Raw genomic sequence first — 13,717 nt, 5'->3', positions numbered from 1 at the left:
CGGGGGCGGAGGGTGAATCTCATGCAGGCTGCGGCGTAAGCCGTTCGTGGCCCTTGCGGTCGTAGTAGCGCGTCATCGCGAAGCCGAAGAGGAGGGCGAGTGCCGTGCCGATCGCGATCATGATCCAGGAGCGGGTGAGGCCGGCGTCGCCGCGTGCGTCGAAGTAGAGGATCGCGCGGACGCCGTCGCTGAGTTGGCGCATGGGCTCGAAGTGGGACAGGAAGCGGTAGAAGCCGGGGACGGCCTGGAGGGGGACGGTGGCGCCCGAGGACGGCAGGCCCAGGACGATGAACACGAACATGGACACCAGCTGGCCGATGCCGCCGAAGGCCGCGTTGATGGCCTGCACGCCCAGGCCGACGGCGAGGGAGGCGCAGTAGGAGTAGATCCACAGCAGTGGGATGTGGGTGGCGTCCATGCCCAGGATGCTGATGGTGGCGAGCATGACCAGGGAGACGCTGAGGACGGTGATGCCCGCGGTCATGGCCATCTTCAGCAGCAGGGTCTGGGTGCGGTTGATCGGGACGGTGGGGCGGCGGGTGTGCCAGGGGCCGATCTCGTTGTCGGCGTAGCCGAGGGCGGTGTCGACGGCGTTGCTGATGACGTTGCCGCCGAGGAAGCCGGCCAGGACGAGCAGCAGCGTGTAGTAGAAGGCGCTCAGCCCGAGGCCGCTGTGGCTGCCGATCGGGTGGCCGACCTGGGTGACGACGTTCACCGGGTCGGCCAGCAGCAGCTTGGCCGTGGAGGTCGCCTGCGTCCCCACGGCCGCGGTGAGTTGCCTGCCGATGGTCTGCGAGGCCTGGTGCGCCGCGGCCGTGGTGATCTGACTGGCGAGGGACGAACCCAGGCTGCCCTTGCCGGGGTTGGTGAGCACCGTCATCGTCGGCCGGGCGGTGGCTTTGGTCGTCGTCAGCGCGGTGATGGACGCGGTGAAGTCGGGGGGGATGACCAGGGCGCCGTAGACCTTGCCGGAGTCGAGGTCGTCCTGGGCCTGGGCGAGGGTGCGGGTGCGCCACTGGGCCTTGTCGTTCGACTTGTCGGCGGTGATGGCCGCGGCGATCTGCGTGCCCGCGTTCTGCTTCTGCCCGGGCGGCGGTGTGCCGGTGTCGGCGTTGACCAGGGCGATGGGCAGATGGTGCAGATCGCGCTGCGGGTTGACGATGCCGCCCATGTAGAGCAGGGCCAGCAGGAAGGCGAGCAGTCCGGTCAGGACGGTGGGCATGAGCCACAGCTTGGGGCGGCCCAGCAGTGTGACGGCACGGGCCTGGGGGCTGGCGTCGGCCATGGTTCTCCGTAGGTCGGGTGTCGGAGCGTCCCAGCAGGGCGGGCGGCGCCCCGTGGGGCAGCAAGCAGAGCCTACGGAGGAGCGGGCGCGGAGGCAGCAAGGCCGGGCGCGACAGGCCGGAACCGCACGGCGGCATGAGGGCTCTCAGGCAACCCACGGACCGACTGGCCCCTCATACCTGTTGACCCATCAGTCGGACGACCCGCGAGGAGTGTCTGTTGGACGGCATCGAGTCCTCCGCCGCACCCACCGGCCCGGCCCCGGACACAGGCGCCCCACGGCACGCGGTGTCCCGCCGCCGGTTCATGGTGTACTCCCTGTCCGCGGCCACGCTGACCGTCGCCGCCCCGCTCGCCTGCGACACGTCCTCGGCCCAGGGCTCCGAGCCCCGCCGCGCTTCCTCCGACACGGTGGTCACCGGTTCCGACGAGGAGATGCTCGTCCTGGAGGTCACCCACGCCAACAGGATCGTCGTACGGCTGCCGCGGGTCGAGGTCGGACAGGGCATCACGACCGCCGTCGCCATGATGATCGCCGAGGAACTGGACGCCCGCCTCGCCGACGTCGACATTCCCCTGGCCGACGCCCGGACCAAGGGCAACCAGTACACCGGCGGCTCGAACTCGGTCGTCTCCCTGTACGGCCCGGCCCGCAGGCTCGCGGCCACCGCACGGGCCAGGCTGGTCACCGCCGCCGCCAGACGCTGGCATCTGCCCGCCTGGAGCCTGCGCACCGGGAACACGATGGTGATCGCACCGGACGGCCGCACCGCCACCTTCGGCTCGCTCAGCGCGAGCGCCGCCCGGATCCGCCGTACGTCCGTGCCCGCCAAGCCCAAACGGCCGTCCGAACACAAGGTGATCGGCCGGCCCACGTCCCGTATCGACGCCCGGGACATCGTCACCGGCAAGGCGAAGTACACCGGTGACCTGTCCGTGGCCGGTGCGAAGCCGACCGTGGTGGCCCGGCCGCCGACGCTCGGCGGGAGGCTCGTCTCGGTCGACGACCGGGCGGCCCGCGCCCTGCCCGGTGTGCACGCCGTCGTCAAGGTCCCCGGCGGAGTCGCTGTGGTGGCCGAGTCCTTCCACCACGCCTTCCAGGCCCGCGACGCCCTGAAGATCAAGTGGGCGCCGGGCCCGCTGGCCGCACTGTCCGACGCGCAGATCCGCTCCCGGCTCAAGGCCGCGGTCCCGCACCTGGGTTCTCCGCCGCGCGGATCGACGCAGGTCGAGGCCGAGTTCGAGTTCGCCTTCGTCAGCCACGCCCCGATGGAGGTGCTGACCGCCATCGCGGACGTGCGCGCCCACAAGGCCGAGATCTGGTTCTCCTCCCAGACCCCGACGGACGCCCGGGACAGCATCGCCTCGGCGACCGGGCTGCCGGCCTCCGCGGTCACCGTGCATGTGCTGCGCGGCGGCGGCTCGTTCGGAAGGCGGCTGAACTTCGACGCGGCCATCGAGGCGGCGCTGATCTCGAAGGCGGCCAAGCGGCCGGTCAAGCTGATGTGGAGCCGTAACGACGACACCCGCCACGGCCGGATGCGCCCCGCCACCCACCACCGCTTCCGCGCCAGCCACGCCGACGGCAGGGTGGTCGCCTTCAGCCACGCGATGGCCGGGGTGGGCGAGTCGTCCGGCAAGAAGAAAACCGCGAAACAGGCGGCCTTCGTACGTCCGGGGCCCGTGCGGGTGGCCGGGCCGCTGCCCAGCGACTCCGGGCTGTACAACTTCGGCCGTCTCTCCGGAGACGCGGGCGGCATCGAACTGGCGATCCCGCTGGGCGCCTGGCGGTCGGTGGACTCCGGGATGGTGCGCACCGCCGAGGAGATCGTCGTCGACGAGATCGCCAGGAGCCTCGGCAAGGATCCCGTCGCCTTCCGCCGTACGACACTGCGCGGCAAGGCCGTCAAGGCGGTCCTCGACAAGGTGGCCGCCGCCGGGAGCTGGGGGCGGGTCATGCCGGACGGGCATGGGCAGGGTGTGGCGGTCCACGAGGAGTACGGCTCCTGCGTGGCCTGTCTAGCCGAGATCGACGCCACCGATCCGAAGCACCCCCGGGTGACCAAGGTGGTGATGGCGGCCGACGTCGGCACCGCCGTCAATCCGCGTGGCCTCGAGGCCCAGCTCATGGGCACCGCCGTCGACGGGATCTCCACCGTGCTGCGGGCCGGACTGCACATCGACCGCGGCGCCGTGCGCGAGGGCAGCTTCGCCGACTTCCAGTGGGCCCGCCAACGCCATGCCCCGCTGCACTTCGAGGCCCACATCATGCCGTCCACGAGGGAGCCCGGCGGCGCGGGCGAACTCGGCGTCCCCGCCGCCTCCGGAGCGGTCGCGAACGCGTACGCCCGGGCCACCGGCACCAAGCCCCGCCGCTTCCCCCTCAACTTCTGACCGCCGCCGTACCAGCCTTCGAGAAGGTATCGATGCCCTCCTACTCCTTCACCCTCAACGGCGAGAAGGTGACCGTCGAGGCCCCCGCCGACATGCCGCTGCTGTGGGTGCTGCGCGACCTGCTGCACGTCACCGGCCCCAAATACGGCTGCGGGGTCGGCGTCTGCCGCGCCTGCACCAGCCATCTCGACGGGGAGGAGTTCCAGCCCTGCGTCGTCAAGGTCAAGGACTGCGTGGACCGCAAGGTCACCACCATCGAGGGCCTGGCCGACGGCGACACCCTGCACCCCGTGCAGCAGGCCTGGATCGACTGCGACGTCTCGCAGTGCGGCTTCTGCCAGCCCGGCCAGATCATGGCCGCGGCGGCCCTGCTGAAGAAGACGCCCGAACCGACCGACGCCGACATCGACGGCATCGAGAACGTCTGCCGCTGCGGCACCTACGCCCGCATCCGCGAGGCCATCAAAAAGGCGGCAGCGGACATCCGTTCCTGACCCGATCCCGCGTCTGCGCGACGACACGCGGTGCGAGTGGCCCGGCTCACATGGCCAGAAGGGCATGTCACCGACACCATGGGGGACGTCATCCGCAGGCTGAAGGGAGCGGCGATGTTCCGCAAGGTGCTGGTAGCCAACCGTGGTGAGATCGCGATCAGGGCGTTCCGCGCAGGCTACGAGCTGGGCGCAAGGACCGTCGCCGTCTTCCCGCACGAGGACCGAAATTCGCTGCACCGGCTCAAGGCCGACGAAGCGTATGAGATCGGCCAGCCGGGCCACCCGGTGCGCGCGTACCTGTCCGTCGAGGAGATCGTGCGTGCCGCCCGCCAGGCGGGTGCCGACGCCGTCTACCCGGGCTACGGCTTCCTGTCCGAGAACCCCGAACTGGCCAAGGCCTGTGAGGAAGCGGGCATCACCTTCGTCGGGCCGAGCGCGCAGACCCTGGAGCTGACCGGCAACAAGGCCCGCGCCGTGGCCGCCGCCCGCGCGGCCGGCGTCCCGGTGCTCGGCTCCTCCCAGCCCTCCACCGATGTCGACGAACTCGTCCGCGCGGCCGACGAGATCGGCTTCCCGGTGTTCGTGAAGGCGGTCGCGGGCGGCGGTGGGCGCGGTATGCGCCGCGTCGAGGACCCGGCCCAGCTGCGCGAGTCCATCGAGGCGGCGTCCCGCGAGGCGGCCTCCGCGTTCGGCGACTCCACCGTCTTCCTGGAGAAGGCCGTCGTCGACCCCCGCCACATCGAGGTGCAGATCCTCGCCGACGGCCAGGGCAACGTCATTCACCTCTACGAGCGCGACTGCTCGGTGCAGCGCCGCCACCAGAAGGTCATCGAGCTGGCCCCGGCGCCCAACCTCGACCCGGAGCTGCGCGACCGCATCTGCGCCGACGCGGTCCGCTTCGCCCGCGAGATCGGCTACCGCAACGCGGGCACCGTCGAGTTCCTCCTGGACCGCGACGGCAACCACGTCTTCATCGAGATGAACCCGCGCATCCAGGTCGAGCACACGGTCACCGAGGAGGTCACCGACGTCGACCTCGTCCAGTCCCAGCTGCGCATCGCCTCCGGCGAGTCCCTCGCGGACCTCGGTCTGTCCCAGGAGACGGTGAAGCTGCACGGTGCGGCTCTCCAGTGCCGTATCACCACCGAGGACCCGGCCAACGGCTTCCGCCCGGACACCGGCCGCATCAGTGCCTACCGCTCGCCGGGCGGCTCCGGTATCCGCCTCGACGGCGGAACCACCCACGCCGGTACGGAGATCAGCGCCCACTTCGACTCGATGCTGGTCAAGCTGACCTGCCGGGGCCGGGACTTCAGGGCCGCCATCGGCCGGGCCCGGCGCGCGGTGGCCGAGTTCCGCATCCGCGGTGTCGCCACCAACATCCCGTTCCTCCAGGCGGTCCTCGACGACCCGGACTTCCAGGCCGGGCGGGTGACGACCTCGTTCATCGAGCAGCGCCCGCACCTGCTCACCTCCCGCTCCTCCGCAGACCGCGGCACCAAGCTGCTCACCTACCTGGCCGATGTGACGGTGAACAAGCCGAACGGCGAGCGTCCCGAGCTGATCGAGCCCGTCAGCAAGCTGCCGACCCTGCCCGCAGGCGAGCCGCCCGCCGGTTCGCGTCAGCGGCTGGTCGAGCTCGGCCCGGAGGGATTCGCCCGCGCGCTGCGCGAGTCGCCCACCATCGGCGTCACCGACACCACCTTCCGTGACGCCCACCAGTCGCTGCTCGCCACCCGCGTCCGCACCAAGGACCTCCTGGCGGTCGCTCCGGTGGTCGCGCGGACCCTGCCCGAGCTGCTGTCCCTGGAGTGCTGGGGCGGAGCGACGTACGACGTCGCACTGCGTTTCCTCGCCGAGGACCCCTGGGAGCGCCTGGCCGCTCTCCGGGAGGCCGTGCCCAACATCTGTCTGCAGATGCTGCTGCGCGGCCGCAACACCGTCGGCTACACCCCGTACCCGACCGAGGTGACCGACGCCTTCGTGCAGGAGGCCGCGGCCACCGGCATCGACATCTTCCGCATCTTCGACGCCCTCAACGACGTCGGCCAGATGCGCCCCGCCATCGACGCCGTCCGCGAGACGGGCACGGCGATCGCCGAGGTGGCCCTCTGCTATACCTCGGACCTGTCGGACCCGAACGAGCGCCTGTACACGCTGGATTACTACCTTCGCCTCGCGGAGCAGATCGTCGAGGCGGGCGCCCACGTCCTGGCCGTCAAGGACATGGCGGGCCTGCTGCGCGCCCCGGCCGCCGCCAAGCTGGTGTCCGCGCTGCGGCGGGAGTTCGACCTTCCCGTCCACCTGCACACCCACGACACGGCGGGCGGCCAGCTGGGCACCTACCTGGCCGCGATCCAGGCGGGCGCGGACGCGGTGGACGGCGCGGTGGCGTCGATGGCGGGCACGACCTCCCAGCCCTCCCTCTCGGCGATCGTCGCCGCGACCGACCACTCCGACCGCCCGACCGGGCTCGACCTCCAGGCGGTCGGCGACCTGGAGCCGTACTGGGAGAGCGTCCGCAGGGTCTACGCCCCCTTCGAAGCGGGCCTCGCCTCCCCGACGGGCCGCGTCTACCACCACGAGATCCCCGGCGGCCAGCTGTCCAACCTGCGCACCCAGGCCGTCGCGCTCGGCCTCGGCGACCGCTTCGAGGAGATCGAGGACCTGTACGCCGCCGCCGACCGGATGCTCGGCCGTCTGGTGAAGGTCACCCCGTCCTCGAAGGTGGTCGGCGACCTCGCCCTGCACCTGGTGGGTGCCGGGGTGGATCCCGCCGACTTCGAGGCGACCCCGAACCGCTACGACATCCCCGACTCGGTCATCGGCTTCCTCCGCGGTGAGCTGGGCACCCCGCCCGGTGGCTGGCCCGAGCCCTTCCGCACCAAGGCCCTCGAGGGCCGCGCCGAGCCCAGGCCCGTGCAGGAGCTGAGCACGGAGGACCGCGAGGGCCTGGCGAAGGAGCCGCGCGCCACCCTCAACCGGCTGTTGTTCCCGGGTCCGACCCGCGACTTCGAGACCCACCGCCAGGCCTACGGCGACACCAGCGTGCTGGACAGCAAGGACTTCTTCTACGGGCTGCGCCCGGGCAAGGAGTACGCCGTCGACCTCGAACCCGGTGTCCGGTTGCTGATCGAGCTGGAGGCGGTCGGCGAGGCCGACGAGCGCGGCATGCGCACCGTGATGTCCACGCTGAACGGCCAGCTCCGCCCGATCCAGGTGCGCGACAAGGCGGCCGCCTCCGACGTCCCGGTGACCGAGAAGGCCGACCGCACCAACCCGGGCCATGTCGCCGCCCCGTTCGCCGGCGTGGTCACCCTCGCGGTCGCCGAGGGCGACGAGGTGGACGCCGGGGCGACGGTGGCCACCATCGAGGCGATGAAGATGGAGGCCGCGATCACCGCGCCCAAGGCGGGCACCGTCAGCCGGCTGGCCATCAACAAGATCCAGCAGGTGGAGGGCGGCGACCTGCTGGTCGAGATCGGCTGACGAGGCGAGCAGCCGCGCATGTGCCACAGAGGCCCGGTCCCACCTGCCCATGGGTGGGACCGGGCCTCTGGCGGCTCGTCAGCCCGCCCGGACTGCTGCTGCCCGGCACCCCCGGCGGACGGCTGCCGTCGCTGCTGGGGCAGTCCCTGCCCGCCGACGAGTACGAGGTGACCTACGTCGACGACGGTTCGACGGACGACACCCTGGCTGTTCCGGCACACGGTGGGGGGCCGAGGGCCCCTGGATCCTGGAGGACCTGCTCTTCGTCAGCGCCGCCTACCTCGACCGGAAAGAGGGGCGGAAACGTCCGTCGGTCCTTGGGATCGGCGATCTCGCCGCGCCCCTTCGAGAGCCTTGACCCGGGGTCTGCGCTCCACGATGCTGTGTTGCGACACATGAGATGTGTGCCGTATTGAGCAACATCTGACTCAGTCTCGTACCAGCCGAGGAGTGGCCATGACGCACCAGGTCCGTGGAGTCGTCGCGCGGGGCAAGGGCGCCCCCGTCAGCCTGGAGACGATCATCGTGCCCGACCCGGGACCGGGCGAGGCGCTGGTGAAGGTCGAGGCCTGCGGGGTCTGCCACACCGATCTGCACTACCGCGAGGGCGGCATCAACGACGACTTCCCCTTCCTGCTGGGCCACGAGGCCGCGGGTGTGGTGGAGTCCGTGGGGGAGGGCGTCACCGACGTCGCCCCCGGTGACTTCGTGATCCTCAACTGGCGTGCCGTGTGCGGGCAGTGCCGGGCCTGTCTGCGCGGGCGGCCCTGGTACTGCTTCAACACCCACAACGCCAAGCAGAAGATGACCTTGGAGGACGGCACCGAGCTGTCCCCGGCGCTGGGTATCGGCGCGTTCGCGGAGAAGACGCTGGTCGCGGCGGGGCAGTGCACCAAGGTCGACCGGTCCGCGTCGGCGGCCGCCGCCGGTCTGCTCGGCTGTGGTGTGATGGCGGGCATCGGCGCCGCGATCAACACCGGCAACGTCGGCCGCGGCGACACCGTGGCGGTCATCGGCTGCGGTGGCGTCGGCGACGCCGCGATCGTCGGGTCGAACCTGGCCGGCGCCGCGAAGATCATCGCGGTGGACCTGGACGACCGGAAGCTGGAGACCGCCCGCAAGCTGGGCGCGACCCACACCGTCAACTCCAAGGAGTCCGACCCCGTCGAGGCGATCCGCGAACTGACCGGCGGCTTCGGCGCCGACGTCGTCATCGAGGCGGTCGGCCGCCCGGAGACGTACAAGCAGGCCTTCTACGCCCGCGACCTCGCCGGCACGGTCGTCCTGGTCGGTGTGCCGACCCCCGAGATGAAGCTGGAGCTCCCGCTGCTGGACGTCTTCGGCCGGGGCGGGGCGCTCAAGTCCTCCTGGTACGGCGACTGCCTGCCCTCCCGCGACTTCCCGATGCTCATCGACCTCTATCTGCAGGGCCGGCTGAACCTGGACGCGTTCGTCACCGAGACCATCGCCCTGGACGAGGTCGAGAAGGCCTTCGAGCGGATGCACGGCGGCGACGTCCTGCGCTCGGTGGTGGTGCTCTGATGGCCGCCCGCATCGAACACCTCGTCACCTCGGGCACGTTCTCGCTGGACGGCGGCACCTGGGACGTCGACAACAACGTGTGGATCGTCGGCGACGACCACGAGGTGATCGTGATCGACGCCGCCCATGACGCCGAGGCCATCGCCGAGGCCGTCGGCGGCCGGACCCTGCGGGCGATCGTGTGCACCCACGCCCACAACGACCACATCGACGCCGCGCCCGACCTCGCGGCGCGCGCCGGCGGCCCGGTCCTCCTCCATCCCGACGACCTGCCGCTGTGGAAGCAGACCCATCCGGAGCGGGCGCCCGACGCCGAACTGGCCGACGGCCAGGTCCTGACGGTGGCGGGCGTGGACCTGACCGTGCTGCACACGCCCGGCCACGCCCCCGGAGCCGTCTGCCTGTATGCGCCGGCGCTCGGCGCGCTCTTCAGCGGTGACACGCTCTTCGCGGGCGGACCGGGCGCCACGGGAAGGTCGTACAGCCACTTCCCGACCATCATCGAGTCCATCCGGGAACGGCTGCTGTCCCTGCCCGGCGACACCGTCGTGCACACCGGTCACGGGGACACGACGACCATCGGTGCGGAAGCCCCGCATCTGCAGGAGTGGATCGCACGCGGTCACTGACCTGCTGACCTGCTCGAAGGCACTGATTCCGGTGCCGACCCCTGCCCGCAGGCCGTTGCTTAATATGCTGCCTGTTGCATGAAATGCAACATTAGGCAGGGGTCATCGGGGCCTCTGAACTCCTTGACAAGGGTTCAGGGCGACCTCAGACTGATGTTGCGCTTACCGCAATCCGTTTCGTTATACGCACCGAGGTGTCATGATGATTCCCGTGTGCCGTCTCGCGGACCTCCCGCGAGGTGAGGCCTTCCGGCTCGACATCGATCCGCCGGTCTCGGTGTTCCATACCGATGACGGCGAGGTCTTCGCCATCGACGACACGTGCACCCACCAGGACGCCTCGCTCGCCGACGGCTGGCTGGAGGGCTGCGAGGTGGAATGCCCGCTGCACGCTTCCAAGTTCGACCTGCGCACCGGCGCCGTCGACGCCCCGCCGGCCAAGCTGCCGGTGCGCACGCACGAGGTGGTCGTCGAGGACGGCATGATCTACGTCCAGGTGTCGACCGACGCCCCCAACCTGCCGCCCTGCATCGCCTCCCGCCTCGCCGGAGGTCCCGCGTGAGGACGGTCGCCGTGGTCGGCGCCTCACTGGCCGGCCTGTCGGCGGCGCGCTCACTGCGGGGGCAGGGCTACGACGGGCGGCTCGTCGTCATCGGCGACGAGACCCACCGCCCGTACGACAGGCCCCCGCTGTCCAAGGAGTTCCTGGCCGGCACGATCGGCGAAGCCGACCTCGTACTGGAGACGGACGACGAGGACCTGCAGGCCGAGTGGCTGCTCGGCGCCCGAGCGAGCGGCCTCGACCGCGACCGCCGTGCCGTGCGGCTCGCCGACGGCAGGGAACTCCGCGCCGATGGCATCGTCATCGCGACCGGTGCCGCGGCGCGCACTCTGCCCGGCGCCGAAGGCCTTGCCGGAGTGCACACCCTGCGCACCCTGGACGACGCCCGCCCCCTGCGGGACGAACTGGCCCGCGGTGGCCGGCTGGTGGTGATCGGCGGCGGCTTCATCGGCGCCGAGGTCGCCTCCACGGCGTACGCCCTCGGGCTCGACGTGACGGTGATCGAGGCGGCCCCGACGCCGCTCGCGGGCCCGCTCGGCGAGACCATGGGCGCCATCGTCTCCGCGCTCCACACCGATCACGGCGTACGGCTGTTGTGCGGCGTGGGCGTGAAGGGGCTCAGCGGTGAGCGGCAGGTGGATGCCGTCCTGCTGGAGGACGGCCGCAGCGTCCCCGCCGACATCGTCGTCGTCGGCGTGGGGGCCCGCCCGTGCGTCGAGTGGCTGGAAGGCTCCGGCGTCACGCTCGACAACGGCGTGAAGTGCGGCGCGGACGGCCGCACCAGCCTCGCCGGTGTGGTCGCGGTCGGCGACTGCGCCAACTGGTACGACCCCCGCGCGGGCGCCCATCGCCGCGTGGAGCACTGGACCGGTGCGCGCGAGCGCCCGGGCGCCGCCGTCGCCACGCTGCTGGCGGGCGGCGCGGTGGAGCCGGGTGTGCCCCGGCCGCCGTACTTCTGGTCCGACCAGTACGGAGTGAAGATCCAGTTCGCCGGTCATGCGGCCGGCGCCGACAGTGTGACGGTCGAGGAGGGCACTGCGGACGACCGCAACGTCCTGGCCGTCTACCGGCGCGCCGGGCAGCCGGTCGCCGTGCTCGGGATGAACCAGCCGAGGCTGTTCACCCGCTGGCGCAAGCAGCTGAGCGCTTCGCTGTGAGTGCCGTGATGTGTCGTTCTTCATCTGCGGCGCCATTGTGGCTGGTCGCGCCCCGCGGCGGAGCCGCAAACAAGCACCGCCCCGCGCCCCTACGGGGCGCCCCTCCCACGACGTTCCCGAGGAGTGCACGATGACCTCGACCAGCCTGCCGGACAGCCTGATCGCCACCCTTCCCGGCTCCTCCTACACGGATCCGGCGATCTTCGCCCAGGAGCAGGAGCGCATATTCGAGACCATGTGGTTCTGCGTCGCACGCTCCTCCGAGCTGGCCAAGCCCGGCGCCTTCCGCACCGTCGACGTGGGCCGCGAGAGCATCCTCGTCACCCGCGCCCGGGACAACTCGATCCGCGCGTACTTCAACGTGTGCCGCCACCGCGGCGCCAAGCTCTGCACCGAGGAGACCGGCGAGGTCAAGCGGGCCTTCCAGTGCCCGTACCACGCCTGGACCTACGACCTGAACGGCAAGCTGGTCGCGGCGCCCAACCTCACCAAGATGCCCGACGTCGGCCGCACCGAGTACGGCCTGGTCAGCGTGGCCGTCCGCGAATGGCTCGGCTACGTCTGGGTGTGCCTCGCGGAGAACCCGCCCTCCTTCGAGGAGGACGTCGTCGGCGAGGTGATCTCCCGTCTCGGCGACGTGGAGTCGATCGAGCACTACGACATCGACAACCTCGCCGTCGGCAAGCGGATCGTCTACGACGTGAAGGCCAACTGGAAGCTCATCATCGAGAACTTCATGGAGTGCTACCACTGCGCCACGATCCACCCCGAGCTCACCGAGGTGCTCCCGGAGTTCGCCGACGGCTATGCCGCCCAGTACTACGTCGGGCACGGCGCCGAGTTCGGTGAGGAGGTGCAGGGCTTCACCGTCGACGGCTCCGAGGGCCTGGACCGCATCCCCGGGGTCGCCGAGGACCAGGACCGCCGCTACTACGCGATCACGGTCAAGCCGCAGGTCTTCATCAACCTCGTCCCCGACCACGTGATCTTCCACAGGATGTACCCGGTGGCCGTGGACCGCACGATCGTCGAGTGCGACTGGCTCTACCTCCCGCACGTCGTCGAGAGCGGCAAGGACGTCAGCCGGTCCGTGGAGCTCTTCGACCGCGTCAACCGCCAGGACTTCGACGCCTGCGAGCGCACACAGCCCGGCATGAGCTCCCGGATGTACGCCAAGGGCGGCGTGCTGGTGCCCAGCGAGCACCACATCGGTGCCTTCCACGACTGGGTGAACGAGCGCCTGGGCCTCTCCCAGGGGTGACTCAGCCCAGGTAGCCCATGCGGTGACTGATCTCCTCCGCACCCTTGATCAGCACGGGCGCGAGCTCGCGCATCCGCTCCTCCGTGAAGCGGTACGAGGGTCCGGAGGCGGTGACCGCCGCGATGACCTCGCCGTCCCGGTCCAGGACCGGGGCGGCCATGGCGTGCAGACCGATCTCCAGCTCCTCCATGGTCCAGGCGTAGCCGGCCTCCCGCGCCTCCGCGAGATGCTTCTCCAGCTTGGCCCTCGAGGTGATGGTGTGCGGAGTCACCTTCTTCAGGCCCGCCTCGGCCAGCAGCGCGGCGCGCTCCTTGGCGGGCAGGTACGCCAGCAGGACCTTGCCGCTCGACGTCGCGTGCAGCGGGGTCAGCTGGCCGACCCAGTTGTGCGCGGTGACCGCCCCCGGGCCGCGGACCTGGTACAGGTTGATCGCGTAGTGCTCCTGCAGCACAGCGATGTTCACCGTCTCACCGATCTCCTCGGCGAGCCGCTCGCAGACCGGGCGGCCCTGCTGGGTGATGTCGATGCGTCCCGTCACCGCGCCGGCCAGGCGTACGATGCCGAAGCCGAGCCGGTACTTGCCGCGCTCGCCCGCCTGCTCCACCAGACCGCGTGCCTCCAGGGCGCCGAGAAGGCGGAAGGCGGTGGACTTGTGAACATCGATCTCGGCGGCCACCTCACTGACGCCCGCCTCGCCGCGCTGCGCGAGGATCTCCAGGACGCTGATGGCTCGGTCGACCGACTGCACTCCGCCGGCCTGCGAATTTGTCGTTTCGGTGTCTTGGCTGTGGTTGCTCACTCCGAAACTATACGCGCAGTAAACAACACCGCTGCAAGTAACCGTGGCGAAATCAACAGCCCGTAAGTTGCGTGGCTCGCAACCTAGTGCGTATAGCGCTACTGGT

General features: G+C 70.7%; 10 protein-coding genes. 8 read left to right on the top strand and 2 right to left on the bottom strand.

Features of this window, described 5'->3' with window-relative positions:
- Positions 1-19: 19 nt before the first annotated feature.
- Entirely contained in the window at positions 20-1,285 is a 1,266-nt protein-coding gene (locus ABT254_RS34815) for a YhgE/Pip domain-containing protein (protein WP_351479211.1), read from the bottom strand.
- Between the two features lie 305 nt (positions 1,286-1,590).
- Here ABT254_RS34815 and ABT254_RS34810 point away from each other — a divergent pair, with 305 nt between their 5' ends.
- The 8 genes from ABT254_RS34810 to ABT254_RS34775 all read left to right on the top strand — a co-directional run bounded on the left by ABT254_RS34810 (position 1,591) and on the right by ABT254_RS34775 (position 12,812).
- A complete protein-coding gene (locus ABT254_RS34810; RefSeq protein ID WP_351479610.1) occupies positions 1,591-3,678 on the top strand; it encodes a xanthine dehydrogenase family protein molybdopterin-binding subunit in 2,088 nt (695 codons plus the stop codon).
- Between the two features lie 32 nt (positions 3,679-3,710).
- Positions 3,711-4,172: a (2Fe-2S)-binding protein gene (locus ABT254_RS34805; protein WP_351479208.1), complete on the top strand. Its 462-nt coding sequence runs from the start codon at positions 3,711-3,713 to the stop codon at positions 4,170-4,172.
- A 114-nt stretch (positions 4,173-4,286) separates the two neighbouring features.
- Complete coding sequence (locus ABT254_RS34800) at positions 4,287-7,661, top strand: pyruvate carboxylase (RefSeq protein WP_351479607.1); 3,375 nt, start codon at positions 4,287-4,289, stop codon at positions 7,659-7,661.
- Positions 7,662-8,117: 456 nt separating this feature from the next.
- On the top strand, positions 8,118-9,203 hold the full coding sequence (locus ABT254_RS34795) for an S-(hydroxymethyl)mycothiol dehydrogenase (RefSeq protein WP_351479205.1): 1,086 nt from the start codon (positions 8,118-8,120) through the stop codon (positions 9,201-9,203).
- On the top strand, positions 9,203-9,832 hold the full coding sequence (locus ABT254_RS34790) for an MBL fold metallo-hydrolase (RefSeq protein ID WP_351479202.1): 630 nt from the start codon (positions 9,203-9,205) through the stop codon (positions 9,830-9,832). The genes ABT254_RS34795 and ABT254_RS34790 overlap by 1 nt, the downstream gene beginning before the upstream one ends.
- A 199-nt stretch (positions 9,833-10,031) precedes the next feature.
- Positions 10,032-10,394, top strand: a complete 363-nt coding sequence (locus tag ABT254_RS34785) for a bifunctional 3-phenylpropionate/cinnamic acid dioxygenase ferredoxin subunit (RefSeq protein WP_030928447.1) — start codon at positions 10,032-10,034, stop codon at positions 10,392-10,394.
- Complete coding sequence (locus tag ABT254_RS34780; protein ID WP_351479199.1) at positions 10,391-11,551, top strand: NAD(P)/FAD-dependent oxidoreductase; 1,161 nt, start codon at positions 10,391-10,393, stop codon at positions 11,549-11,551. The genes ABT254_RS34785 and ABT254_RS34780 overlap by 4 nt, the downstream gene beginning before the upstream one ends.
- A gap of 130 nt (positions 11,552-11,681) precedes the next feature.
- Complete coding sequence (locus tag ABT254_RS34775) at positions 11,682-12,812, top strand: aromatic ring-hydroxylating oxygenase subunit alpha (protein ID WP_351479197.1); 1,131 nt, start codon at positions 11,682-11,684, stop codon at positions 12,810-12,812.
- A 1-nt stretch (position 12,813) separates the two neighbouring features.
- On the opposite strand, the gene ABT254_RS34770 is transcribed toward ABT254_RS34775, so the two are convergent.
- Positions 12,814-13,560 carry an IclR family transcriptional regulator gene (locus ABT254_RS34770; protein WP_351479604.1) on the bottom strand — a complete coding sequence of 249 codons (747 nt, stop codon included), beginning with the start codon at positions 13,558-13,560 and terminating at the stop codon, positions 12,814-12,816.
- Between the last annotated feature and the right edge of the window lie 157 nt (positions 13,561-13,717).

Origin of the sequence: Streptomyces sp. NPDC001137 (assembly GCF_040298885.1) — a bacterium.
GTDB lineage: Bacteria > Actinomycetota > Actinomycetes > Streptomycetales > Streptomycetaceae > Streptomyces.
Note: the sequence above shows the minus strand (reverse complement) of the source record. Positions and strands in the feature narration are given on the sequence as shown.